Genomic DNA, 23734 nt, shown 5'->3' with positions numbered 1-23734 from the left:
TTCCCATGGGGGAGAACACCGTCGTCCTGGAAGCGCTCGGCGACGAGTATTTCCAGGACCCGCACGCCATCCACGCCGCCATGCGCGTGAAGGGCGCCGCCCGGCAGGTCGTCCTGCCACGCGGCCTCAAGGTCTGGCTCGTCACCCGCTACGACGAGGCGCGCACCGCGCTCGCCGACCCGCGGTTCAGCAAGGACTACACCGGTTTCCAGCCGCTGTTCGAACGGCACTACACCGGCGAGAGCACGCCCGGCCTGGCGGACCAGTCGCTGGCCAAGCACATGCTCAACACCGACCCGCCCAACCACAGCCGGCTCCGCAAGCTCGTCACCAAGGCGTTCACCGCCCGCCGCGTCGAGCAACTCCGGCCCCGCATCCAGCAGATCACCGACGAACTCCTCGACGCCGTCGCCGGGCAGCGCGACGTCGACCTGATCGAAGCACTCGCGTTCCCCCTGCCCATCACCGTCATCTGCGAACTGCTCGACGTCCCGCTGTCCGACCGCGACGACTTCCGCCGCTGGTCCAACATCCTCGTCGGCGGGTACGAACCCGACCGCATCCAGGAGGCGGGCACCGCCATGGCGGGCTACCTCTCCAACCTCGTGGACGACAAGCGCGCCAACCCCGGCGACGACATCTTCTCCGCCATCGTCCACGCCACCGACGACAACGACCGGCTCGACCACGAAGAGCTGATCGCCATGGCGTTCCTGCTCCTCGTCGCGGGCCACGAGACCACCGTCAACCTCATCGGCAACGGCGTCCACAACCTCCTGCGGCACCCCGACCAGCTCGCCGCGCTCCGTGCCGACCGAACCCTGCTGCCCCACGCCATCGAGGAGTTCCTCCGCTACGACGGACCCGTCAACCAGGCCACCTTCCGGTACACCACGGAAGACGTCACCCTCGGCGACATCACCATCCCCGAAGGCGAATTCGTCCTGGTGTCCCTGAGTTCCGCCAACCGCGACGACCGGCGCTTCCCCGACGGCGAGACGTTCGACATCACCCGGCCGCCCGGCGGGCACCTCGCGTTCGGCCACGGCGTCCACTACTGCGTGGGCGCGCCACTGGCCCGCCTCGAAGGCGAGATCGCCGTCGGCACGCTGCTCGACCGGTTCGACGTCACGTCCGCCGCCGAGCCCGAAACGCTGCAATGGCGTGCCAGCACGCTCATTCGCGGACTGCACACGCTCCCCGTTAACCTCGAAACCCGTGGACCGCGATGACCTGCTGAAGCTCGATCAAGCGCACGTCTGGCACCCGTACGGCCCGATGCCGGGCACCCAGCAGCCGTTGGTCGTCTCCTCGGCGAGCGGTGCCCGGCTCCGGCTCGACGACGGCCGCGAACTCGTCGACGGGATGTCCTCCTGGTGGGCCGCCATCCACGGCTACCGGCACCCCGTCCTCGACGCCGCCGTCCGCGACCAGCTCGACCGGATGAGCCACGTCATGTTCGGCGGTCTCACCCACGAGCCCGCCGTCGCGCTCGCCGCGAAGCTCGTGGCGATCACACCCGAACCGCTGCAACACGTGTTCCTGTGCGACTCCGGTTCCGTGGCGGTCGAGGTCGCCGTGAAGATGGCGCTCCAGTATTGGCGCTCCCAAGGCAGGCCGGAGAAGCGGCGGCTGTTCACGTGGCGCGGCGGCTACCACGGCGACACGTTCCAGCCGATGTCCGTGTGCGACCCGGAAGGCGGGATGCACGCCCTGTGGCGCGGAGTCCTGCCCGGCCAGGTCTTCGCCCCCGCGCCGCCCCGGGAACTGGAGACCGACTACGTCGCCGAACTCGCCCGGCTGATCGAGGAGCACGCCGACGAGCTGGCGGCGATCATCGTGGAGCCCGTCGTGCAGGGGGCGGGCGGGATGCGGTTCCACGACCCCCGGTACCTGCACGTGTTGCGCGAACTCGCCCACACCCACGACGTGCTGCTGATCTTCGACGAGATCGCCACCGGGTTCGGCCGCACGGGCGAGCTGTTCGCCGCCGACCACGCCGGCATCAGCCCCGACATCATGTGCGTCGGGAAAGCGCTTACCGGCGGCTACCTGAGCATGGCCGCGACGCTGTGCACGAGTCGAGTCGCCGACGGCATATCGAGGGGCGAGGTGCCCGTGCTGGCGCACGGTCCGACGTTCATGGCCAACCCGCTGGCCTCGGCCGTCGCCCTGGCGTCCACGGAATTGCTGCTGTCACGGGACTGGCGGGGGGAGGTCACCCGCATCTCGGCCGGCCTGCGCGCCGGCCTGGCGGGCGCGCCCGGCGACGTGCGCGTGCTGGGCGCGATCGGCGTCGTGCAACTGGACCACCAGGTGGACATGGCAGCCGCCACGGCAGCGGCCGTGGCGCACGGCGTGTGGCTGCGCCCGTTCCGCGACCTGATCTACACCATGCCGCCGTTCATCTGCACGGACGAAGAGGTAGCCGCCATCGCCGCCGCCGTCACCGCGGCGGCCGAGGCGTCACATGCGCAGCAACGTCGAGCCCCACACCAGTAGCAGCGCGGAGTAGCCGACGAACGCCCACCCGACGGCGCGGCCCGTCGGCTCCCCGGGCCGGAGCTTCAGCACCAACGACCACACCAACCCGACCACGATCGCGGCCACCGGCGACATGACCACCCCGTAGGCGCCCGCGAAGACACCGGCCCAGAAGTCCACCGGCAGCACCACCTCGTCGGCGGCCCCGGTAGGCACGCACATCAGGGCGACGAGCGACCAGATGCCCGCCGTCCAACGCAGCCGGGACAACACTTCCGGGCGCGCCGAGCGCTGGTTGATCAGCAACACGCCAACCACCCCGAACGCCGCGCCGGCGAACAGCCAGCCGACCACCGTGGACACCACGGGGACAGGAGCAACCACAACCCCCACGGCCGGTATCAGCTCGCGCCACAGCACGAAGTGCCCCACCAACACCAGCCCGATGACACCAACGATCACCCAAAACTGCTGCCACCCGGACCGCCGAGCAAACCACCCCCGCCCAACAACCCCCCGCGGAGCCGCCCCACGACGCGGCTTAACCGCTTCACCAGACCCCCGGTTCCGCCCGCCGACCCCACCAGACCCCCGGTTCCGCCCACGCACCCCCCGGTTCCGCCCAGCGGCCCGCTGCCCACCGGCCCGCCGCCCAGCCCGTCGACCACGCCCACCGCCGGCCACCCAGCCGTCCGCCTTCCACCAACCCCTGAGCCCGCAGACCAGCCACGCCCGCAGCCGCCCCGCTCTCCACCCCGATCAACCAATCAACCGAACAACCCGTTCAGCCAAAGACGCGACCGGCCCAGTCCAGCCAAGCCTCACAGCTCCAGCCCAGCCTCACAGCTCCAGCCCAGCCCAGCCCAGCCAGACTCACAGCTCCAGCACAGCCCAGGCCCGCACAGCCCGGATCCGGCCAAGGACGCCCAACTTCCGCCCAGCCAAGGCCGCACAGCCCCGGCCAGACCGAGGACTCAAAGCTCCGTCCGGCCGAGGGTCCACGGCCTTGATCCGGCCGAGGGCGGAAACTTCAGCCAAGGGCGGCAACAGCTTCAGCCAACTGCGAATTAGTCGGCTCGATCAACACACCCCCACCGGGCAACACGATCACCGGAATGTTCTTCCGGCCACCCGCGATCTCCACCGCCTTGTCCCGGGCCACATCGTCGTGCTCCACGTCCACTTCGGTGAACGGCACTTCGTTCTCCCGCAGCCAAGCCTTGGCCCGCCGGCAGTCCCCGCACCAATCCGCACCGTACAGAACGATCTCACCAGTCTCACCCATGTAGGCGATGCTAGAACGTGACCGGCCACGACGCTCCGTGTAGTCGTAGTGTGAGAGCCCGTGAGCGTCCTAGTGATCACCGGCACGGGCACCGATGTGGGCAAAACCGTGGTGGTAGCCGCCCTGGCCGCCCTGGCCGCAGCAGACGGCCGGCGGGTAGCCGTCCTCAAGCCCGCCCAGACCGGCATCGCCCCCGGCGAGCCCGGCGACCTGGCCGAGGTGACCCGCCTGGCGGGCAACGTGACCACCAAGGAACTCCGCCGCTACCCGGACCCCCTGGCCCCCGCCACCGCGGCCCGCCGGGCAGGCCAACCGACCGTCCACCCCAGCGAAGCAGCAGCCGCCGCCTCGGCCCTCAACGAGACCCACGACCTCGTCCTGGTCGAAGGAGCAGGCGGCCTCCTGGTCCGCTTCGACGACGAGGGCACCACCATCGCCGACACCGCCTGGGCGCTGAACGCCCCGGTCCTGGTGGTGGCCCACGCGAGCCTGGGCACCCTCAACACCACCGCCCTCACCGCCGAAGCCCTGCTCCGCCGCGGCCTGGAGTCGGTAGGCGTCGTCATCGGCCGCTGGCCCGCGGACCCGGACCTGGCCGCCAGGTGCAACCTCCAGGACCTCCCCGAAGTCGCCGGCGCCCCGCTCCTCGGCGTCCTGCCCGACGGTGCCGCCGCCCTTGCCCGCCCGGACTTCCTCGACCTGGCCCGCAGCTCTCTCTCCCCGTGGTTCGGGGGCACCTTCGACCCGGAGAAGTTCGCCGCGCCGCACGCCTGCTGAAGCCCGCCGCACGCAGCCCACAGCCGTCGACACCCCGCGCGCCACAGCCGTCGACATCCCGCGCGGGGCACGTTCGCCCGCGCCACCAGTCACCTGACCACCTCACCCTCCACTAACGTCATCGGCGACCCCGGAGGCCACCGCCGGAGCGGATCGCATAGCTGGCGACCGCCCTGGCCGTCACCTTGGCCGCTGCCTTAACCGCAACCTGGACCGCCGCCTGGACACCATCGCCAGGCCGCGACCGCCTGGGCCGCCGTCCGCCTATTTAGGCTCATGCTCTGACCGCGCCCCCAGGTTGTCTGTCTCAACCGGATTCACCCGGACGTGCCCGACCAAGGCGTCCCAAGGAGGCGTCCCCAGAAGAAAGGCCCCCAAGGGCAGACCACCCGAGGCAGTGATGTGGCTCGCTGGGTGCGTGCTGGCAGGGCGGCACACTGACGAACCGGATCGCCACCGGAGGACCCACCCGAGCCGAGGGAGATGTTGTGACCGACGATGTCGCTGACCGTCGCCCGTGAACAGGTGCTGGAACGCGGCGTCGGCCTGGCGGAGGCGCAGGTCCTCCAGGCGCTCCGCCCTCCCCGACGACAAAATCCCCGACCTGGCCCACGAGGTGCGGCCCCGAGGTGGAGGTCGAGGGCATCGTCTCGCTCAAGACCGGCGGCTGCCCCGAGGACTGCCACTTCTGCTCGCAGTCCGGCCAGTTCCCCTCCCCGGTGGTCCACCGCTACAACCACAACCTGGAAACCGCGCGCTTCCACTGCCCCAACGTCGTCACCCCGGGAAGAACGCCACGACACCCTGCGCAAGCGGGCATGGAGGTGTGCTGCGTCGGCATCCTCGGGATGGGCGAGACGCTCGCCCAGCGCGCCGAGTTCGCCACCCAACTCGCGTCCGCCGCACCGGACGAGGTGCCGCTGAACCCCCAACCCCGGCACGCCCTACGCGGACTACCCGGTGGTGGACGGCCCGGACGCCCTGCGCGTGATCGGCGCGTTCCGCCTCGCCCTGCCGCGCACGATCCTGCGCTTCGCGGGCGGCCGGGAGCTGACGCTGGGCGACCTCGACGGGAACGACCACGCGGCGTGCGCGCGGAGGCTCGCCCTGGTCGACCCGCCGCGGTTCTGCGCGGCCTGCGCGCGGCGCATGGTGGTGCAGGTGACGCCGGTCCGGTGGACCGCCCGGTGCAGCCGGCACGGCGAGATCGCCTCAGCGCGGTAACCTGCCCACCGTCGGCTTGTCGGCAGGGGAGGGCGTGCGTGGCGGATCAACCGGTGGACGAGCGGGCCGCGCCCGTCCGCGTGCCCCCAGCCTTCGTCTTCCGCTACGCGCCCGCCCGGCCGCGCGTGGTGGTGAAGCGGGACCTGCTGCCGGCGTTCGCGGTGCTGTCCACGGTGGCGCTGGTGGGCCTGCCCGCGGGGTGGCTGTGGTCGTGGCTCGCGCCACCGCAGAACGTCGTGGTCGCGCAGGACGCGTCCCTGGTGCCGGTCACCGGCGAGAGCTACCACCGCCTCGACGGCCTGATGCTGTTCGTGCTGATCGGTCTCGGCGCGGGCGTGCTGACCGGTATCGCGGTGTGGCTGCTGCGGCAGCGGCGCGGTCCGGTGGTGATGCTCGGCGCGATCGCGGGCAGCGCCGTGGCGGCGTACCTGGCGCAACGCACGGGCCTGGGCACGGCGGGCAACCGGTACGCGCTCAGCGCCGCGCCCGAGGCGGGCGACATGATCACCCTCGCCCCGGTCCTGGAGGTCTGGTGGGGCGTGCTGGCGTGGCCCCTGGGCACGGCGCTGGCGTACGGCTGCCTGGCGGCCTGGAACGGGATGGACGACCTCGGCCGCCGGCTCGGCTAGACCCGGTAGTCGTCGTCGCGGACGTCGGTGACGAACATGTGGCCCGGCGCGTGCGTGATGGCGAACGGCGGGCGGGACGCCATTACCGCCGCCTGCGGGGTCACGCCGCACGCCCAGAACACCGGCACGTCGCCGTCGTGCGGCGTGGCGGCGTCGCCGAAGTCGGGCACGTCCAGGTCCTCGATGCCGAGCGCGGCCGGGTCGCCGACGTGCACGGGCGCGCCGTGCACCGCGGGCATCCGGGCGGTGACGTCGCGGGCGACGTCGACCAGGTGCGCCGGCACGTACCTCATGCTCACCACGAGCGGCCCGCGCAGGCGGCCTGCCGGGCGGCACGCCCGGTCCGTCACGTACATCGGCACGTTGCGGCCCTGCTCGACGTGGCGCAGCGGCACGCCGGCCCGGCGCAGCGCCGACTCGAACGTGAAGCTGCACCCGATCAGGAACGCCACCAGGTCGTCCCGCCAGTGCGGGGTGGCGTCGGCCGGTTCGGCGACCAGTTCCCCGTGCTCCCACACCCGGTAGCGGGGCAGGTCGCGGCGCAGGTCGGCGGCCGGCGCGAGCACCGTGGTCGGCGAACCCGCGTCGGTCACGTCCAGCACCGGGCACGGTTTCGGGTTGCGCTGCGCGAACAGCAGCACGTCGTACGCCCAGTCGCGGGGTACGGCCACCAGGTTCGCCTGCGCGTACCCGTCGGCGAGCCCCGTGGTCGGTCCGGTGGCGTGGTCGCGCACCTCGGCCGGTGTGGTCATCGCAGTTCCCTCCCACGCGTCTCCGGCAGCCCCAGCAGGGCCAGCACGGCGATCCCGTACGCCGCCGCGCCGAACACCATCGCGCCGCCGACGCCCATCCGCTCCGCCATGTACCCGACGAGCGTGGGGAACAACGCGCCCGCGGCCCGCCCGAAGTTGTAGGTGAACCCCTGCCCGGTGCCGCGTGACGCCGTCGGGTACAGCTCGGCGAGGAACGACCCGAACCCGCTGAAGATCGCCGACGTGCAGAAGCCGAGCGGGAACCCCAGCAGCAGCACCGCCGTGTTCGCGCCGGCGGGCACCTGCGTGTAGAGCATGATCAACGCGGCCGACAGGACGGCGAACAGGGCGAAGGTCTTCTTGCGCCCCAACCAGTCCGTCACGTAGCCGCCGGTGATGTAGCCGATGAACGCGCCGGAGATCAGGAGCGCCAGGTAGCCGCCGGTGCCGATGACGGTCAGCCCGCGTTCCGCTTTGAGGTGCGTGGGCAGCCACGTGGCGAGCGTGTAGTAGCCGCCCTGCACGCCGGTCGCCAGCAGGGAGGCGAACAGGGTCGTGCGGGTCAGGTCGCCGCGGAAGATCGCGGCGAGGGAACCCTTGTGCGCCTTGGACTTCCGCTGCTCGATCGCCTCCGGGGCGTCCCGCACGGCACGGCGCACGTAGACGAGCAGGAGGGCGGGCAGCGCGCCCGTCCAGAACAGCACCCGCCACGCCAGGTCGGGCGGGAACAGGTTGAACACCAACGCGTAGACGACGACGGACAGCGCCCAGCCGACCGCCCACGCGCTCTGGATGAACGCCACCGTGCGGCCCCGGTAGCGGGGTTTGCAGTATTCGGCGACGAGCACCGCGCCCGCCGCCCACTCGCCGCCGAAGCCGAGGCCCTGGAGGGCGCGGAACACCAGGAGGGTTTCGTAGTTGGTCGCGAACCCGCACAGGACCGTGAAGACCGCGTAGGTGGCCACGGTGATCATGAGGGTGCGGACGCGGCCGATGCGGTCCGCGAGGACGCCCGCGATCGTGCCGCCGATGGCGCTCACCACCAGGGTGACGGTGTTGAGCAGACCCGCTTCGCCGGTGCTGATGCCGAAGTGGGCGGTGATGGCGACCAGGCCCAGGGCGAGCACCTGGAAGTCGAAGGAGTCGAGCCCGTAGCCGCCGAACGCGCCGATGAACGCCTTGCGCCCGTTGGGGCCGAGGGTGCGGAACCAGGCGAAGGGGCCGTCCTCGCGGTCGGTCTCCGCGGTGCTGGTGCTCATGCGTCTCACCTCGCCGGGGGTTGTGGTGTGTGACGCGACACACGGTAGAGGATTGTTGAACAATCCGACTAGAGGGCAATAGGACGAAAGGACGCGGTGGGAACGAGGCGAGGTGTCGGAGGAGGGGGCTTCGAGGCGCGAGGGCGGGGGCGAAGGCGGAGACGGGGGCGGGAAGGCGAGGGGCGGCGGTGGGGCGTTCGAGGCGCGAAGGCGGGGCGAGGGTGGGAGGAAAGGGGAGGCCGGGGGAAGGCGAGAAGGCGGCGAGGCGAGTGCGGGGTGCCCCCGAGGCAGGGGCGGTGGGGTGGGAGGCCGCGAGCAGGGGCGATGGAGGGGCGGAAGGCGGCAGGCAGGGCGGTGGAGGGGCGGAAGGCGGCGGGCGCGGGAGGCGGCGTGGCGTGCGGGAGCGGCTGCGGGAGGCGGCGTGGCGTCGTGGGAGCGGCTGCGGGGGGTGGCGCGCAGAGGGGGAGAGGCGCGGAGGGGGAGAGGCGCGGAGGGGGCGCGGTGCGTGCGGGGTGCCGAGCTGGGCGGTGGGTGGAGTCAGTTGCGGTGGGGGAGGTGGCCCAGTTCGGCGATCGGCGCGGGTACCGCGTGGAGGGCGGCGATGATGCCCGCCTCCCGGTGCATCATCTTGCGGACCATGCGGAGGCGGCGGACCTCCGACCTCTCCTCCAGCAGGTGCTGCCGGTCGTCGGGCGTCAGGAGACAGTCGTTGGCCAGCGCGTACGACAGCGCCTCGTTGACGGCGACCGTGGGGTTGTCCTCGAACGCCGCCGCCCGGTACCGCCGGAACGCAGCCACCGCGCCCTCCTCCAACAGGGGCGTCAGCTCGGTCAGCTCGGCGGGCGTGGGGGTGTCCTCCAGCCACTCCACGCGGCCCACCAGGTAGGGGGCGCTCTCGGTGTCCAGCTCGACCAGCCGGAACCGCCTGCCGCCGGTGGTGGCGAGGTCGAAGCGGCCGTCGGGCAGTGGTTTGGCGTCGTTCAGCAGCGCTTCGCACCCGACGTCGTGCAGGGCGGTGGCGTTGCCCGGCCCCACCTCCCAGCCCTGGCGGATGGCGAGCACGCCGAAGTTGCGCTCGGGCAGCTTGCCGGTGACCAGGTCGACGGTGAGCTGCCGGTACCGGGGCTCGAACACGTGCAGCGGCAGCGACGTCCCCGGCAGCAGGACCGTGCCCAGGGGGAACAACGGGAGCGTCGTGGTCACGTGCCCAAATTACGGCGGCTCGGTGGTCGTAGCACGGCGAACGGATCGGTCACCCGCATCTCCCGCGACACGAACCGGAACAACGCGGCCGGCCGGCCACCGGACGGACCGACCGGCGCGACGGCCCCGGTGGGCTCCAGCAACCCGCGGCGGGACAGGACGCGTTGCAGGTTGGTCGCCGACACGCGGTACCCGAGCGCCGCCGAGTACAGGGACCGCAGCGCGGAGATGGTGAACTCGGGCGGGGCCAGCGCGAAACCCAGGTTGGTGTAGGACAGCTTGGCCGCGAGCCGGTGGCGGGCGCGGCGGCAGATGGCCTCGTGGTCGAACGCGGTCGCGGGCAACGCGTCCACGGGGTGCCAGGCCGTGTCGGACGGCACCACGGGGTCGGTGTCCGAGCGGACCAGGCCGAGGAACGCGGTGGCCACGACGCGGGGACCGGGCACCCGGCCGGGCGCGCTGAACACGGCCAGCTGCTCGACGTGGGACAGCTGCCGGACGTCCACCTTCTCGGCGAGCTGCCGCCGGATGGAGGTCTCCACGTCCTCGTCGTCGCCGAGGCCGCCGCCCGGCAGCGACCAGCGGCGGGCGTGCGGCTCACGCGCGCGCTCCCACAGCATCACCTGTAGTGATCCGTCTCTCACCTGGAGAACTGCGGCCAACACCTCATGTCCCGCGAGACCCACGGGCTGATACTATCGGCCACGTTTTCGCCCGATAGGCGAAAACCTGGCTGAAGGAGGATTACCCATGGTCGCTACCGCCTACGTGGAGCGAACCTCTGACGGTGCGTACGACGGCATCGCGCCGGACGCCGCTTGGCGGGACGAGGTGCTGGAGCTGGCGCGCAAGCAGGACGCGGTGATCCTCGCGCACAACTACCAGCTCCCGGAGATCCAGGACATCGCCCACCACACGGGCGATTCGCTGGCGCTCAGCCGCATCGCCGCGGCGAGCGACGCGTCGACGATCGTGTTCTGCGGCGTGCACTTCATGGCCGAGACCGCGAAGATCCTGGCCCCGCACAAGACCGTGCTGATACCGGACGAGCGGGCGGGCTGCTCGCTGGCCGACTCGATCACCGGCGAGCAGCTGCGCGCCTGGAAGGCCGAGCACCCGGGCGCGGTCGTGGTGTCCTACGTGAACACCACCGCCGAGGTGAAGGCCGAGACGGACATCTGCTGCACGTCGTCCAACGCGGTGGACGTGGTGGCGTCGATCCCGGCGGACCGCGAGGTGCTGTTCCTGCCGGACCAGTTCCTCGGCGCGCACGTGAAGCGCGAGACCGGCCGGGCCAACCTGCACATCTGGGCGGGCGAGTGCCACGTGCACGCCGGCATCAACGGTCCCGAGCTGGCCGAGCGGGCGGCGGCGAACCCCGACGCCGACCTGTTCATCCACCCCGAGTGCGGCTGCGCGACGTCGGCGCTCTACCTCGCGGGCGAGGGCGCGGTGCCCGCCGAGCAGGTGAAGATCCTCTCCACCGGCGACATGATCACCGCCGCCCGCCGCACCAGCGCGAAGACGGTGCTGGTGGCCACCGAGGTCGGGATGCTGCACCAGCTCCGCCGCGCCGCGCCGGAGATCGACTTCCGCGCGGTGAACGACCGGGCGTCCTGCCGGTACATGAAGATGATCACCCCGACCGCCCTGCTGCGCTGCCTGCGCGAGGGTCGCGACGAGGTGCACGTGGACCTCGACACGGCTCGCCGCGCGCAGGGCGCGGTGCAGCGGATGATCGAGATCGGGCAGCCCGGCGGCGGAGAGTGAGCACCCCGCTGTGGGAGGCGGGCGCCGACCTGGTGGTGGTCGGCACGGGCGTCGCGGGCCTGACGGCGGCGCTGCGCGCGCGTGAGCTGGGGCTGCGGGTCCTCGTCGTGACGAAGGGCGAGCAGCCGGACGGCAACACCCGCTGGGCGCAGGGCGGTGTCGCGGTGGTGCTGCCCGACCAGCACGACGAGGGCGACTCGGTCGACGCGCACGTGCGCGACACGCTCACCGCGGGCGCGGGCCTGTGCGACGAGGACGCGGTGGCGGCGATCATCGCGGGCGGTCCGGCGGCCGTGACGCGGCTGCGTGAGCGCGGCGCGGTGTTCGACGCGGCGGCGGACGGGCTGCTCGCCCGCACCCGCGAGGGCGGGCACAGCGCGTTCCGCGTGGTGCACGCGGGCGGTGACGCGACCGGCGCGGAGGTGGAGCGGGCGTTGCTCGCGGCGACGGCCGACGGGCGGGTGCCCGTGCTGGAGCGGCACGTCGCGGTGGACGCCGTGCGCACGCCGCTGGGCCAGGTGTGCGGGCTGCTGGTGCTGGACGCCGACGGCGTGCCGGGCGTGCTGACCGCGCCCGCCGTGCTGCTGGCCACCGGCGGGCTGGGCCAGCTCTACCAGGCGACGTCCAACCCGGAGGTGGCCACCGGCGACGGCCTCGCGCTGGCGCTGCGCGCGGGCGCGGTGGCGGCGGACGTGGAGTTCGTCCAGTTCCACCCGACCGTCCTCTACACGGGGCGTGGCGCGCGCGGCCGGTGCCCGCTGGTCACCGAGGCGGTGCGCGGCGAGGGCGCGGTGCTGGTCGACGCGACCGGCGCGCGGGTGATGCGCGGCGTGCACCCGCTGGCGGACCTCGCGCCGCGCGACGTGGTGGCGGCGGCCATCACCCGGCACCTGGCGGACGCGCCCGGTGGCGTGGACGACCACGTCTTCCTGGACGCCACCGGCATCCCGGACTTCGCGCGGCGGTTCCCGACGGTGTTCGCGGCGTGCGTGGCGGCCGGCGTCGACCCGGCCGTGCGACCGATCCCGGTGGCGCCCGCCGCGCACTTCGCGTGCGGCGGCGTGGTGTCCGATGTGGACGGTCGCACCGGGGTGACCGGCCTGTACGCGGCGGGCGAGGTGGCGCGGACCGGCCTGCACGGCGCGAACCGCCTGGCGTCCAACAGCCTGCTGGAGGGCCTGGTGGTCGGCACGCGTGCCGCCGAGGCCGTCGCGGCGGACCTGGCGCTGGGCGTGCTCGCCCGCTGCCAGGGCACGGCCGAGCTGCCGACCGCGCCGGTCGCCGACCGGGATTCGTTGCAGCGCGTGATGAGCCGGTACGCGGCGATCGGCCGGGACGCCGAGGGCCTGGCCGTGGTCGGCTCGGTGCTCGACCTGTCCACCGCGGACCGGGAGCTGGACAGCCCGCGGCTGGTCGAGGACGCGGCGCTCACGCTGGCCGCCCGCGCGTTGATCGCGGCGGCGGCGCGGCGCACCGAGTCGCGTGGCTGCCACGTGCGCACCGACCACCCGGCGCGTGACGACGCGTGGCGGCGCGGCCAGGTGGTGCGGCTCAACCCGTCCGGTCAGCCGGTGCTGGCCGATCCCGCCGCGGTATCGAGGGGAGTGGCATGACGCTCGACATGGACGACGTGCGCCGCGTGGTCACCACGGCGCTGGCCGAGGACCTGCGTTACGGGCCGGACGCGACCACCGAGGCGACGGTGCCCGCCGACGCGGTGGCGGTCGCCGAGCTGACGCCCCGCGCGGCCGGTGTGCTCGCGGGCGTCCCGGTGGCGCTGGCGGTGTTCGAGGAGGTGCTGGACTTCGAGGTGCTGGCGCGTGCCGAGGACGGCGCGAAGGCCGTGCCGGGCGAGCCCGCGCTGGTGCTGCGCGGTCCGGTGCGCGGCCTGCTCACCGCCGAGCGCACCGCGTTGAACCTGCTGTGCCACCTGTCCGGCGTCGCCACGCTGACCGCCGCCTGGGTGGCCGAGGTGGCGGGCACCGGCGCGCTGGTGCGGGACTCCCGCAAGACGCTGCCCGGCCTGCGGCTGCTGGAGAAGTACGCGGTCCGGTGCGGCGGCGGCGTGAACCACCGGCTCGGGCTCGGCGACGCCGTGCTGATCAAGGACAACCACGTGCGCGCGGCCGGTTCGGTGGCCGCCGCGATCCGCGCGGTCCGGGAGCACGCGCCGGACCTGCCGTGCGAGGTGGAGGTGGACTCGTTGGCACAGCTGGACGAGGCCGTCGCCGAGGGCGCGGAACTGGTGCTGCTGGACAACTTCACGGTCGCCGAGTGCGCGGAGGCGGTGCGGCGCGCGGGCGGCGTCGAGCTGGAGGCGTCCGGCGGCCTGACCCTGGACGTGGCGCGGGCCTACGCCGAGACCGGCGTCCGGTACCTCGCGGTGGGCGGCCTCACCCACTCCGCGCCGGCCCTGGACCTGGGCCTGGACCTGCGCTGAAGCGCGACCGCCCGCGTCCACCTGCCCGGTCCGGACGCGGGCGGACCGCACGTCACCCGCGGTCGCGCTTGCGGGTGGCGTCGCCGGTCACGTCGTCGCGCTTGCGGCCCAGGTCGCCGGTCACGTCGCCGCGCTTGCGGCTCACGTCGCCCGTCACGTCGTCGCGCTCCACGTCGACGCGCTCCTTGCGCACCTGGTCGCCGACCTCGCGCTGCTCGGTGACGGTCTCCTTGTCCAGCCGCACCTTCTCCACCGGCTCGACGCGCTTGCTGACCACCGGCTCCTCGCCGTGCAGCGTGACCTCCGCCTCCTGCTCGGTGAACGCCTCGCCGGTGTCGCCGTCGGCGGGTTCGCGGACCACGCGGACCTCTTCGTGCGTCACCGGCACGGTCACCGTCTGCTGCTCGGTGACGACGTGCTTGACCAGTCGCACGCGCCCGGTCTCCACCCGGCGCGTCCCGACGTCGAGCCGCTCCTCGAACCGCGTCACCGACTCGGCGCCACGCCGGGTGCCCGCCCGCTCGGTCCGGTCCCGCTCGTGACGCGACTGCTCCTGCCGCGTCCGGTCCTGCTGCTCCAGGTCACCCCGGGACAGGCCCTCGCGACCGCGAACCTGCTGCTCGGGCATCCGCCCGGCGGCCTGGCCCTGGTCGCGCCCCTGCCGGCCGCGTTCCTGCTGCTCGCGCAGCTGCTGTTCGCGGACCTGCCGCTGGTCGGCCACCCGGCCGCCGGCCGCGTGCCGCGCCTGCGGCTCGCCGCCCGTGCCGGCGATGCGGTCGTGCTCGCCGGTGCTCGCGCTCGGGATCAGGTCGTAGTAGCGGTACAGCTCGTCCTGCTGCGCGTCGGACATGTGGGCGTCGTCCACGTCGATCTTGGGCGAGTCCTTCACGCGCTGCTTGTCGATGGGCACCGTGATGCGGCCCTTGCCCACCTTCGCGCCCTGGATCGGCACGAACGACTCACGGGTGCCGAACAGGCCGGTGTGGACCGAGACCCACAGGGGCTTCCCGTCGCGGTCGTCCAGCCAGACCTGCTTGACCGAACCGATCCGCTCGCCGTGCGAGTCGATCACGTCGCAGTCGTACAGCCTGTCCACTTCGGCTTGGTTGATCATGCTTGACCCCTTCGCCGGCTATTCCTTGCGAAGGCGGACTACCCGAGGGGTCGCGAGGTGTGCCCCTAGTCACTCCGTCGTGTGATGCCGTTCCCGCGAAAGTGATTCGGGTAGTGGTTTACAGCCGCCGGTTCACCAACACGGGCAACGCCCGCCGCGCCTGCTCGACGGCCGCCACGTCCACGTCGGCGACCAGCACACCCGGCTCCGCGCCGAGCTGCCCCTCGACCACGCCCAGCGGCGACGCGACCGTGCTGAACCCGATGCCGGTGGGCGCGCCGCCGAGGTCCTCGCCCGGGTCGGCCTGACCGCACGCCAGCACCCACGACGTGCTGTCCAGCGCCCGCGCCCGCACCAGCAGCTCCCACTGCTCGCGCTTGCCCGGCCCCGCGCCCCACGACGCGGCCACCACGACGGCCGCCGCGCCCCGGTCCGCGAGCGCCCGGAACAGCTCCGGGAACCGCACGTCGTAGCAGGTCGCCAGGCCCAGGCCGACCCCGTCCACCTCCACCACCAGCGGCTCGGCGCCCGGCGCGACGGTCCGCGACTCGGTGAAGCCGAACGCGTCGAACAGGTGGATCTTGTCGTAACCCAGGTGACGTCCGCCGCCGGTCACCAGCAGCGTGTTCGCGACCCGGCCGTCCGGCGCGGGCGTGAACATGCCCGCCACCACGACCACCCCGTGCTCCTCCGCGATCTCCCGCACGGCGGTCGCCCACGGCCCGTCCAGCGGCTCCGCCACCGGGCCCAGCGGCACGCCGAAGCGGCACATGGTGGCCTCCGGGAAGACCACCACGCGCGCGTCGCCGGCACGGGCCACACCGGCCCGCAGCAGGTCGAGGTTGGCCGCCGGGTCGGTGGACGAGTTGATCTGGCAGAGGGCGACACGCATATCACCCACTCTAGGTAGTGTCAGGCACCGTGCGCTCCTTGTTGCCCCCGCTGGTCCTGGCCGCCGTCCTCGCCGTAGCGGGTTGCACGGGGGCGGCGACGCCCAACGCGGAAGGCACCGCGGACGGCAGCTCGATCGTCATCGCCGACAGCACTGAACCCGCCACGTTGAACCCCCTGCTCGGGTACGGCCGCGACGGCGTGTCCAAGATCTACGACGGCCTCTACGAGCACCGCGCGGACCGCTCGCTGCGCCCGCAGCTCGCCGAGGACCTGCCGCAGCCGGCCGCCGACGGGCTGTCCTGGACGGTGCGGCTGCGCGAGGGCGTGAAGTTCTCCGACGGCACGACGTTCGGGCCGGAGGACGTGGTCGCCACCTACCGCGCGCTGCTCGACCCGGCGGCCGGCGCGACCGAGCGCCCCCGGTACGCGGGGCTGACCGGCGTGGAGCAGCTCGACGTGCGCTCGGTCCGGTTCACGTTGGCCAAGCCGTGGGCGGCGTTCCCGCACATGCTGTCGCTGGGCGTGCTGCCCAGCGAGGCGTTCCACGTGCCGCTCAAGGAGGTGCCGCCGGTCGGCACCGGTCCCTACCGGCTGGTGGAGTGGCGCAAGGGCGACCGGCTCGTGCTGGAGGCCAACCCGGAGCACGCGGGCGGCCTGCCCGAGATCCGCAAGCTGACCGTGGTGTTCGTGCCCGACGACAACACGCGTGCGCAGCGGATGCAGGCGGGCGAGTTCGACGGCGCGGAGCTGCCCGCGCGGCTCGCGCAGCCGTTCACCAGCGCCGGCGGGATGCGGGTGGTGACGCACCGGTCGGCCGACCTGCGTGCCGTGACGTTGCCCACCGGAGGGGTCACCGGCGACCCGGCGCTGCGGATGGCGCTCAACCTGGCCGTGAACCGCGCGGGCCTGGTGGAGAACCTGCTGGGCGGCAAGGGCAGCCCGGCGAGCACGCCGGTGCCGGACACCATGCCGGAGTTCGCCGACCCGGCCGCGGCCTACCAGTACGACAAGGCGCAGGCCGAGCTGCTGCTGGACCAGGCGGGCTGGACGCGTGGCGCGGACGGCGTGCGTGCTCGCGAAGGCGTGCCCGCGCGGTTCACGCTCATGTACCCCATCGGCGACGTGGTGCGCGCGGATCTGGCGACGGCGTTCGCCGCGGACGCCAAGGCGATCGGCGTCGACGTGCAGCTCGCCGGCCTGAGCTGGGAGGCGATCTGGCCGCGGCTCGGCGCGGACGCCCTGCTGCACGGCAGCGGCACGCCGTTCGACCCCGACCTCACCGCGTACCCGGAGCTGCACACCGACAACCCGTGGGGCTACCGGAACACGCGGGTCGACAACGCCCTGGACGCCGGGCGCACGCTGCTCGACCCGGCGCAGCGCGCGGTGGCGTACCGGCAGTTCCAGCACGCCTACCTGGCCGCGCCCGGCATGGTCGTGCTCGCGGCGGTGCAGCACACGTACGTGCTGCGGGACAACTGGACCGGCTACCAGGAGGTCGTGGACCCGCACACGCACGGCCCGCTGTCCTGGGGCCCGTGGTGGAACCTGGAGAAGTGGTCCGCGCGCTGAGCGCGCCCGAAGCACCGCGTCGCGATCACCCTCGCGCCCGGCCCGTCCGATGGTGTAGACGGGAGGGGTCCGCGAACCAGCACACCGGGGGGCCTCACCGTGATCGACCTGGACGCCGTGCGCGCCGACACACCCGCCGCGAGCGGGCGGGTGTTCCTCGACTCCGCCGGGTCGTCGCTGCCGCCCCGGCCGGTGCTCGACGAGGTGATCGGCCACCTGCGGCGGGAGGCCGAGGTCGGCGGGTACGTCGCCGCGCGGGAGCGGGCCGACGACCTGGCCGCGGGTTACCGGGTGTTCGCCGAGCTGCTCGGGGCGGAGCCGGACGAGATCGCGTTCACCGACAGCGCCACCCGCTCCTGGCTGGCCGCGTTCGACGCCGTGCCGCTCGGCGCGGGCGACCGGGTGCTGGTCACCGAGGTCGAGTACGCGGGCAACGCGATCCCCGTCCTGCACCGGGCGGCGCAGGTCGGCGCGACCGTCGAGGCGATCCCGTCCGACGCGGTCGGGCAGGTGGACGTCGACGCGCTGCGGTCCATGCTGGACGAGCGGGTCAAGCTGGTGTCGCTGGTGCACGTGCCGACCAACAGCGGCCTGGTGAACCCGGTCGCCGAGGTCGCCGCCGCCGCGCACGAGGTGGGCGCGCTGGTCCTGCTGGACGCCTGCCAGTCGCTCGGCCAGCTCCCCGTGCACGCCGCCGAGCTGGACGTGGACCTGGTCTCCGCCACCGGCCGCAAGTGGCTGCGCGGACCACGCGGCACCGGGGTGCTGGTGGTGCGCCGGCGGGCGCGGGAGGTGCTGCGGCCACGCTTGGTGGACCTGCACAGCGGCGAGTGGGTCGCACCCGACCGCGTGGAGCTGCGGACCGACGCGCGGGTGTTCGAGCTGTGGGAGGCGAGCATCGCCGACCGGCTCGGGTTGATCGCCGCCGCCCGGTACGCCCTGGACCTGGGCCTGGCCGAGATCGCGCACGAGGTCGGCGCCCGCGCCGAACGGCTGCGGGCGGGACTGCGGGAGCTGCCCGGCGTCGAGGTGCGCGACATCGGCGAGCGCCGGGCGGGCATCGTCACGTTCACCGTCGCCGGGCGCGGCGCCGTGGAGGTGCGTGACGAGCTGGCCGGGCGCGGCGTCGTGGTGACCACCAGCCACGCGGGTTCGACGTTGCTGGACATGACCAGGCGCGGGCTCGACGAGGTCGTGCGGGCGTCACCCCACTACTTCGTCGAGCCCGCGCAGGTCGATCAGGCGGTGGAAGCGGTCAGCAGGTGCGGCCGGTGATGCGCGGCACGCAGTCCGAGTAGGTCAGGAACAGCTCCACGGCGCTGTCGTTGCGCGCCGTCTGCGGCTCGATCTGGGTGTCCCGCGGGTAGAACCCGCTCGTGCCGCTCGACGACTTCGGGTACATCTCGAAGGTGTAGCTCCAGATCTTGTGCTGCGCCCACATCCAGTCGTTGACGCTGCCGTCGGTGACGTACAGGTCGCTGGACTGCTCGGGGGTGTAGCCGTTGGTCGCCGCCATGCGGCGGCCGAGGGTGGCGAACGCGTTCGCCTCGTTGGCGTCCAGGCCGGGCGCGGTGTCGGCGGTGGTGTAGCCGTACGGCCAGAGGATCAGCTCCGAGTACGTGTGGAAGTCGATGTGCGTCTTGATCTGCTGCGCACCGCCGACCACGCGGCTGTTGACGAAGTCGCGCACGCGCTGCGTCTCGGGCGCGGAGAACGCCGACGGGCCGCGGTAGGTCTCGCTGGACGGGCTGCCGCTGGAGCCGCCGCAGCAGCCCCACTTGAAGCCCCAGTTGCGGTTGGGGTCGGTGCCGTTGGACGGCTGCCGGTTCTTCCGCCACGCGCGGAAGCTGCCGGACGCGATGTCGTACTCCGCGCCGTCCGGGTTGACGCTGGGCACCACCCAGATCTCGCGGCTGTCGACCAGGTTCTTGATGGTCGGGTTGGTGGCGTAGCCGTCGGTGTACTTCTTGATGATCCGCAGGCACATCTCGACGGTCAGGTGCTCACGGGCGTGCTGGTTGCAGGTGAACAGCACCTCGGGCTCGTTCTCGTCCGCGCCCGGGTTGTCGCTGATCTTGAGCGCCCACAGGTCGCGCCCCTCGTACGACTTGCCGAGGCTGCTCAGCTTCACCAGGTTCGCGTGGTCGGAGACCGTCTTGTTCAGCTCGGCGACCGTCTCCTGGAAGTTGTGGTAGCCGGTGTAGCCGGACGGGAAGTCCTGCGGGTCGACACCACCCGCGCGGTCGGTGAAGTCGGCCTTGCCGAGCGCGGCGAGCTGGGCGTCGGCGTCGCCCAGGTCCTTGAGCGGCAGGCCGGTGGCGCGCAGCGCCCACTGCTGCCGGGCCTCGGCGATCACGGTGAGCGTCGGGCCGTTGGCGCCGAGGACGTCCACGCCGGTCCGGGCGACCCTGGTGCGAGCCTCCGGGCTGTCCGCGGTGACCTCGAACACGGTCCGCTGCGGCGAACTGTTGGTGTTCGGCTGCGCCGTCACGGTGTTCAGGGGGAGCACCATGGTCAAGCACACGCCGAGCGCGGCGGCCACAAGGCCGCGCCGCTTTCGGGACATTGCCCCTCCATCATCAGCAGGGTTTGCGACGGAGTTGTGCCTACGCAGCGTGGCGCGGGTGTAACAGATCGACATAGCCCCCGTTTGTCGGGTTCCTGACGGGTACCCGGGCTGACAGTTGACAGACCAGAACGCCCCGGTGGTCTTATCCCGCCGCGGGCCTCCACGGCGGTCCGCACACCGATGCCGCAGCCCGCCCTGCTCGCTTCGCCCCGGCCGGCCACGCCCACGCGCCTGCCCGAACCCGCTCGCCCGCACCGCCCCTTCCCGCGCCCGCGTGCCTGCCCGGCCGCCCCGCTTGCCGGACTCGCCCGGTCCCGCCCACGCGCCTGCCCGACTCCGCTTGCCGGGCTCGCGCGGTCCCGCCGCCCGGTCCCGCCCGCGTGCCTGCCCGACTCCGCCCGCCCGGCTCGCCGGCACCCGCCCGGCCCCGCCGCCCGCTCCGCCTCCGCCCATCGCCCCGCTCCCGCGACCACCATCCGGCCCGTACGCGAAACCCGTTTCGAATCATGGGAGTACCGGGGTGTGGGCGCGGGGGGTTCGGCCGGACGGCTTACCCTTGACCCCATGCTCAACCGCATCGACCTGCGAGGTCGAGTCCCGTCCGCCGCCGAACTGCGCGCCGCGCTGCCGCGCGCCGAAGTGGACGTCGACGCGGTTCTGCACCATGTGCGGCCCATCGTCGAGGCGGTGCGCGACCGCGGTGTCGAGGCGGTGCTGGAGTTCGGCGAGCGGTTCGACGGCGTGCGCCCCGAGGGCGTGCGGGTGCCGCCGGCCGAACTGGACCGCGCGCTGGCCGAACTGGACCCGGGCGTGCGCGCCGCGCTGGAGGAGTCCATCGCCCGCGCCCGCCGGGTGCACGCCGACCAGCGCCGCACCGACACCACCACCCGGGTCGTCCCCGGCGGGACGGTGACCGAGCGCTGGGTGCCGGTCGCGCGGGTCGGGCTGTACGCGCCGGGCGGCCTCGCCGTCTACCCGTCCAGCGTCGTGATGAACGTGGTGCCCGCCCAGACCGCGGGCGTCGAGTCGCTGGTGGTGTGCTCGCCGCCGCAGGCCGAGTTCGGCGGCCGGCCGCACCCCGCGATCCTGGCCGCCGCCGCGCTGCTCGGCGTGACCGAGGTGTGGGCGGTCGGCGGCGCGCAGGCCGTGGCGCTGCTCGCGCACGGCGGTGTGGACACCGACGGCGCCGACCTCGTCCCGGTCGACCTGGTGACCGGACCGGGCAACATCTACCTGACCGCCGCGAAGCGGCTGCTGCGCGGTCTGATCGGCATCGACGCGGAGGCCGGGCCGACCGAGATCGCGGTGCTCGCCGACGGGACCGCCGACCCGGTGCACGTCGCGGCGGACCTGATCAGCCAGGCGGAGCACGACACGCTGGCGGCGAGCGTCCTGGTCACCACGTCGGTCGAACTCGCCGACGCCGTGGACGCCGAGCTGGAGCGCCAGGTGGCGGTCACCAAGCACCAGGAGCGGATCCGCACGGCGTTGCGGGGCAGGCAGTCCGGCACCGTGCTGGTGTCCACAGTGGACGACGGGTTGCGGGTGGTCGACGCCTACGCGGCCGAGCACCTGGAGATCCAGACGGCGTCGGCGCGCGAGGTCGCGGCACGGGTGCGCGCGGCGGGCGCCGTGTTCGTCGGCGCGCACTCCCCGGTGTCGCTCGGCGACTACTGCGCGGGCTCCAACCACGTGCTGCCGACCGGCGGCTGCGCGCGGCACTCGTCGGGGCTGTCCGTGCAGACGTTCCTGCGCGGCATCCACGTCGTGGACTACGACGAGGCCGCGCTGCGCGACGTGGCGGCGCGGGTGGTGGCGCTGGCCGAGGCCGAGGACCTGCCCGCGCACGGCCAGGCCGTGACGGCGAGGTTCCGCGGATGAGCGCCGTCGGCGACCGCGTGGCCCTGACCGACCTGCCGCTGCGCGAGGACCTGCGTGGTCGCACGCCGTACGGCGCGCCGCAGCTCGACGTGCCGGTGCGGCTCAACACCAACGAGAACCCCTACCCGCCCACGCCGGGCCTGGTGGCGGACGTCGCGCGCGAGGTGGAGCGGGTCGCGGCGCGGCTGCACCGGTACCCGGACCGCGACGCGGTGGCGTTGCGCACCGACCTCGCGGCCTACCTGGCGACGGCCACCGGTGTGCCGCTCACCGAGCGGAACCTGTGGGCCGCCAACGGTTCCAACGAGATCATCCAGCAGGTCCTCCAGGCGTTCGGCGGTCCGGGGCGCACCGCGCTCGGGTTCGAGCCGTCCTACTCGATGCACCCGATCATCGCCGCCGGCACGCGCACCCGGTGGACGCCCGCGCCCAGGCGCGCGGACTTCTCGCTGGACGTGGCGCGCGCGGCGGAGACCATCGCCGACACCCGGCCGGACGTGGTGTTCGTGACCAGCCCCAACAACCCGACCGGGCAGAGCATCCCGCCGGCCGACCTGCGGGTGCTGGTCGAGGCCGCGCCGGGCGTGATCGTGGTGGACGAGGCGTACGCCGAGTTCTCGGCGCGGGACAGCGCCGTCGCGCTGCTCGCGGAGCACCCGGCGAAGCTGATCGTCAGCCGCACCATGAGCAAGGCGTTCGCGTTCGCGGGCGGTCGGCTGGGCTACCTGGCCGCCGCGCCCGCCGTGGTGGACGCGTTGCTGCTGGTGCGCCTGCCCTACCACCTGTCGGTGCTCACGCAGGCGGCGGCACGCGCGGCGCTGCGGCACGCGGACGAGACGCTCGGGTCGGTGGCGCGGCTCGCCGCCGAGCGCGACCGGGTGGCGGAGGCGTTGGCGGGCATGGGTTTCCAGGTCGTGCCGAGCGACGCGAACTTCCTGCTGTTCGGGCGGTTCGCCGACGCGGGCGCGGCGTGGCGCTCCTACCTGGAGCAGGGCGTGCTGATCAGGGACGTCGGCATCGAAGGTCATCTGCGGGTCACGGTCGGCACTCCGGAGGAGAACGACGCGTTCCTGGCGGCGAGCAAGGAGGTTGACCGGTGAGCCGGGTCGGCAAGGTGGAGCGGACCACGAAGGAGTCGTCGGTGCACGTCGAGGTGGACCTCGACGGCACGGGCGAGGTGGAGATCGACACGGGGGTCCCGTTCTACGACCACATGTTGACCGCGTTCGGCGTGCACGGCTCGCTGGACCTGGTGGTGCGCGCCACCGGTGACGTGGAGATCGACGCCCACCACACGGTCGAGGACGTGGCGATCGTGCTGGGGCAGGCGTTGCGCGAGGCGTTGGGGGACAAGGCGGGCATCCGCCGGTTCGGCGACGCGTGGATCCCGATGGACGAGACGCTCGCGCACGCGGCGGTCGACGTGTCGGGCCGGCCGTACTGCGTGCACCTGGGCGAGCCGGAGCAGTTCACCACGTTCACCATCGGCGGGAACTACCCGTTCGTCCTGAACCGGCACGTGTTCGACTCCCTGGCGTTCCACGCCGGGATCGCGCTGCACGTGCGGGTCGAGTACGGGCGGGACCCGCACCACATCGCGGAAGCCCAGTTCAAGGCAATCGCGCGGGCACTGCGCGCGGCCGTGGAGCCGGACCCGCGGGTGGTCGGGGTGCCGTCCACCAAGGGCGTGCTCTGATGCCCAAGGAGTACGTGGTCATCGGGCTGCTCGCGCTCGCGGGCTTCCTGATCGGCGGCGTGTACAGCACGTGGAAGACGGCCCGCGGGTTGTCGATCGCGCTGGCGGTGCTCGTCGTCGTCGCGGTCGGCGGCGCGATCGCCTGGCTGGTCTAGGTTCGCGGGCCGCGCGGCGTTCCCGGTCGA

23 protein-coding genes and 1 pseudogene are annotated in these 23734 nt (G+C 73.1%); 15 read left to right on the top strand and 9 right to left on the bottom strand.

What is annotated here, in order from left to right:
- The first annotated feature begins 5 nt into the window (after positions 1-5).
- The gene (locus KZQ38_RS23115; RefSeq protein ID WP_219444397.1) at positions 6-1232 is read left to right on the top strand and encodes a cytochrome P450 family protein; all 1227 of its coding nucleotides are present in this window, start codon (positions 6-8) and stop codon (positions 1230-1232) included.
- Positions 1219-2502 carry an adenosylmethionine--8-amino-7-oxononanoate transaminase gene (locus KZQ38_RS23110; RefSeq protein WP_219444395.1) on the top strand — a complete coding sequence of 428 codons (1284 nt, stop codon included), beginning with the start codon at positions 1219-1221 and terminating at the stop codon, positions 2500-2502. The genes KZQ38_RS23115 and KZQ38_RS23110 overlap by 14 nt, the downstream gene beginning before the upstream one ends.
- Here the strand turns inward: KZQ38_RS23110 and KZQ38_RS23105 are convergent.
- Both KZQ38_RS23105 and KZQ38_RS23100 read right to left on the bottom strand, forming a co-directional pair.
- Positions 2467-2946, bottom strand: a complete 480-nt coding sequence (locus tag KZQ38_RS23105; protein WP_219444393.1) for a hypothetical protein — start codon at positions 2944-2946, stop codon at positions 2467-2469. The genes KZQ38_RS23110 and KZQ38_RS23105 overlap by 36 nt on opposite strands.
- A 568-nt stretch (positions 2947-3514) precedes the next feature.
- Positions 3515-3769 (bottom strand): glutaredoxin family protein, encoded by a 255-nt coding sequence (locus tag KZQ38_RS23100; protein WP_219444391.1) that lies wholly within the window; start codon positions 3767-3769, stop codon positions 3515-3517.
- Between the two features lie 60 nt (positions 3770-3829).
- Here KZQ38_RS23100 and bioD point away from each other — a divergent pair, with 60 nt between their 5' ends.
- From bioD to KZQ38_RS23085, 4 genes and pseudogenes are all read left to right on the top strand, one after another.
- Positions 3830-4546 carry a dethiobiotin synthase gene (gene bioD / locus KZQ38_RS23095; RefSeq protein WP_219444389.1) on the top strand — a complete coding sequence of 239 codons (717 nt, stop codon included), beginning with the start codon at positions 3830-3832 and terminating at the stop codon, positions 4544-4546.
- Positions 4547-5044: 498 nt separating this feature from the next.
- Positions 5045-5614: pseudogene (locus tag KZQ38_RS23090) on the top strand (biotin synthase BioB); the annotation flags it as partial.
- Positions 5603-5770: a biotin synthase auxiliary protein BsaP gene (gene bsaP / locus KZQ38_RS37605; RefSeq protein WP_443706243.1), complete on the top strand. Its 168-nt coding sequence runs from the start codon at positions 5603-5605 to the stop codon at positions 5768-5770. The pseudogene KZQ38_RS23090 and the gene bsaP, both read left to right, overlap by 12 nt.
- A gap of 38 nt (positions 5771-5808) precedes the next feature.
- Complete coding sequence (locus KZQ38_RS23085; protein WP_219444387.1) at positions 5809-6399, top strand: DUF2567 domain-containing protein; 591 nt, start codon at positions 5809-5811, stop codon at positions 6397-6399.
- On the opposite strand, the gene KZQ38_RS23080 is transcribed toward KZQ38_RS23085, so the two are convergent.
- The 4 genes from KZQ38_RS23080 to KZQ38_RS23065 form a co-directional block, all read right to left on the bottom strand.
- Positions 6396-7151, bottom strand: coding sequence for a putative hydro-lyase (locus KZQ38_RS23080; RefSeq protein ID WP_219444385.1), 756 nt, complete (start codon positions 7149-7151; stop codon positions 6396-6398). The two genes, KZQ38_RS23085 and KZQ38_RS23080, sit on opposite strands and share 4 nt — an antisense overlap.
- On the bottom strand, positions 7148-8410 hold the full coding sequence (locus tag KZQ38_RS23075) for an MFS transporter (protein ID WP_219444383.1): 1263 nt from the start codon (positions 8408-8410) through the stop codon (positions 7148-7150). Before KZQ38_RS23075 ends, KZQ38_RS23080 begins: the two co-directional genes overlap by 4 nt.
- 537 nt (positions 8411-8947) lie before the next feature.
- Positions 8948-9613, bottom strand: coding sequence for an LON peptidase substrate-binding domain-containing protein (locus KZQ38_RS23070; RefSeq protein ID WP_219444381.1), 666 nt, complete (start codon positions 9611-9613; stop codon positions 8948-8950).
- Positions 9610-10299 carry an NUDIX hydrolase gene (locus KZQ38_RS23065; RefSeq protein ID WP_308258537.1) on the bottom strand — a complete coding sequence of 230 codons (690 nt, stop codon included), beginning with the start codon at positions 10297-10299 and terminating at the stop codon, positions 9610-9612. The genes KZQ38_RS23070 and KZQ38_RS23065 overlap by 4 nt, the downstream gene beginning before the upstream one ends.
- Before the next feature lie 64 nt (positions 10300-10363).
- Here KZQ38_RS23065 and nadA point away from each other — a divergent pair, with 64 nt between their 5' ends.
- Genes nadA through nadC form a run of 3 tightly spaced genes read left to right on the top strand, consistent with a single transcriptional unit; the run spans position 10364 to position 13823 of the window.
- A complete protein-coding gene (nadA, locus tag KZQ38_RS23060) occupies positions 10364-11383 on the top strand; it encodes a quinolinate synthase NadA (RefSeq protein ID WP_219444378.1) in 1020 nt (339 codons plus the stop codon).
- Positions 11380-12996 (top strand): L-aspartate oxidase, encoded by a 1617-nt coding sequence (locus KZQ38_RS23055; protein WP_219444376.1) that lies wholly within the window; start codon positions 11380-11382, stop codon positions 12994-12996. The genes nadA and KZQ38_RS23055 overlap by 4 nt, the downstream gene beginning before the upstream one ends.
- A complete protein-coding gene (gene nadC / locus KZQ38_RS23050; protein ID WP_219444374.1) occupies positions 12993-13823 on the top strand; it encodes a carboxylating nicotinate-nucleotide diphosphorylase in 831 nt (276 codons plus the stop codon). The genes KZQ38_RS23055 and nadC overlap by 4 nt, the downstream gene beginning before the upstream one ends.
- A 52-nt stretch (positions 13824-13875) precedes the next feature.
- On the opposite strand, the gene KZQ38_RS23045 is transcribed toward nadC, so the two are convergent.
- Both KZQ38_RS23045 and KZQ38_RS23040 read right to left on the bottom strand, forming a co-directional pair.
- Positions 13876-14937: a DUF2382 domain-containing protein gene (locus KZQ38_RS23045; protein ID WP_219444372.1), complete on the bottom strand. Its 1062-nt coding sequence runs from the start codon at positions 14935-14937 to the stop codon at positions 13876-13878.
- A 118-nt stretch (positions 14938-15055) separates the two neighbouring features.
- Positions 15056-15829 (bottom strand): carbon-nitrogen hydrolase family protein, encoded by a 774-nt coding sequence (locus KZQ38_RS23040; RefSeq protein ID WP_219444371.1) that lies wholly within the window; start codon positions 15827-15829, stop codon positions 15056-15058.
- A gap of 29 nt (positions 15830-15858) precedes the next feature.
- Here KZQ38_RS23040 and KZQ38_RS23035 point away from each other — a divergent pair, with 29 nt between their 5' ends.
- Positions 15859-17403 carry an ABC transporter substrate-binding protein gene (locus tag KZQ38_RS23035; RefSeq protein ID WP_308258536.1) on the top strand — a complete coding sequence of 515 codons (1545 nt, stop codon included), beginning with the start codon at positions 15859-15861 and terminating at the stop codon, positions 17401-17403.
- A 99-nt stretch (positions 17404-17502) separates the two neighbouring features.
- Positions 17503-18678, top strand: a complete 1176-nt coding sequence (locus KZQ38_RS23030) for an aminotransferase class V-fold PLP-dependent enzyme (protein ID WP_308258535.1) — start codon at positions 17503-17505, stop codon at positions 18676-18678.
- Here the strand turns inward: KZQ38_RS23030 and KZQ38_RS23025 are convergent.
- Positions 18659-19969 carry a M14 family metallopeptidase gene (locus tag KZQ38_RS23025; protein ID WP_219444367.1) on the bottom strand — a complete coding sequence of 437 codons (1311 nt, stop codon included), beginning with the start codon at positions 19967-19969 and terminating at the stop codon, positions 18659-18661. The genes KZQ38_RS23030 and KZQ38_RS23025 overlap by 20 nt on opposite strands.
- 567 nt (positions 19970-20536) lie before the next feature.
- Here KZQ38_RS23025 and hisD point away from each other — a divergent pair.
- From hisD to KZQ38_RS23005, 4 genes are read left to right on the top strand one after another with little or no spacing between them, the layout of a single operon-like run.
- Positions 20537-21853, top strand: a complete 1317-nt coding sequence (gene hisD, locus KZQ38_RS23020) for a histidinol dehydrogenase (RefSeq protein WP_219444365.1) — start codon at positions 20537-20539, stop codon at positions 21851-21853.
- Complete coding sequence (locus KZQ38_RS23015; RefSeq protein ID WP_219444363.1) at positions 21850-22953, top strand: histidinol-phosphate transaminase; 1104 nt, start codon at positions 21850-21852, stop codon at positions 22951-22953. Before hisD ends, KZQ38_RS23015 begins: the two co-directional genes overlap by 4 nt.
- Complete coding sequence (gene hisB / locus KZQ38_RS23010) at positions 22950-23549, top strand: imidazoleglycerol-phosphate dehydratase HisB (protein WP_219444361.1); 600 nt, start codon at positions 22950-22952, stop codon at positions 23547-23549. Before KZQ38_RS23015 ends, hisB begins: the two co-directional genes overlap by 4 nt.
- Complete coding sequence (locus KZQ38_RS23005; RefSeq protein ID WP_219444359.1) at positions 23549-23704, top strand: CG2302 family histidine operon protein; 156 nt, start codon at positions 23549-23551, stop codon at positions 23702-23704. Before hisB ends, KZQ38_RS23005 begins: the two co-directional genes overlap by 1 nt.
- Positions 23705-23734 lie beyond the last annotated feature (30 nt).

The sequence above is a fragment of the Saccharothrix obliqua genome (assembly GCF_019375475.1).
Lineage (GTDB): Bacteria > Actinomycetota > Actinomycetes > Mycobacteriales > Pseudonocardiaceae > Actinosynnema > Actinosynnema obliqua.
Note: the sequence above shows the minus strand (reverse complement) of the source record. Positions and strands in the feature narration are given on the sequence as shown.

Coding starts and splice junctions, on each gene's coding strand:
- KZQ38_RS23115 (WP_219444397.1), top strand. CDS start 6: ATGGGGGAGAACACCGTCGTCCTGGAAGCGCTCGGCGACGAGTATTTC.
- KZQ38_RS23100 (WP_219444391.1), bottom strand. CDS start 3,769: ATGGGTGAGACTGGTGAGATCGTTCTGTACGGTGCGGATTGGTGCGGG.
- KZQ38_RS23080 (WP_219444385.1), bottom strand. CDS start 7,151: ATGACCACACCGGCCGAGGTGCGCGACCACGCCACCGGACCGACCACG.
- KZQ38_RS23075 (WP_219444383.1), bottom strand. CDS start 8,410: ATGAGCACCAGCACCGCGGAGACCGACCGCGAGGACGGCCCCTTCGCC.
- nadA (WP_219444378.1), top strand. CDS start 10,364: ATGGTCGCTACCGCCTACGTGGAGCGAACCTCTGACGGTGCGTACGAC.
- nadC (WP_219444374.1), top strand. CDS start 12,993: ATGACGCTCGACATGGACGACGTGCGCCGCGTGGTCACCACGGCGCTG.
- KZQ38_RS23045 (WP_219444372.1), bottom strand. CDS start 14,937: ATGATCAACCAAGCCGAAGTGGACAGGCTGTACGACTGCGACGTGATC.
- KZQ38_RS23040 (WP_219444371.1), bottom strand. CDS start 15,829: ATGCGTGTCGCCCTCTGCCAGATCAACTCGTCCACCGACCCGGCGGCC.
- KZQ38_RS23025 (WP_219444367.1), bottom strand. CDS start 19,969: ATGTCCCGAAAGCGGCGCGGCCTTGTGGCCGCCGCGCTCGGCGTGTGC.
- hisD (WP_219444365.1), top strand. CDS start 20,537: ATGCTCAACCGCATCGACCTGCGAGGTCGAGTCCCGTCCGCCGCCGAA.
- KZQ38_RS23015 (WP_219444363.1), top strand. CDS start 21,850: ATGAGCGCCGTCGGCGACCGCGTGGCCCTGACCGACCTGCCGCTGCGC.
- KZQ38_RS23005 (WP_219444359.1), top strand. CDS start 23,549: ATGCCCAAGGAGTACGTGGTCATCGGGCTGCTCGCGCTCGCGGGCTTC.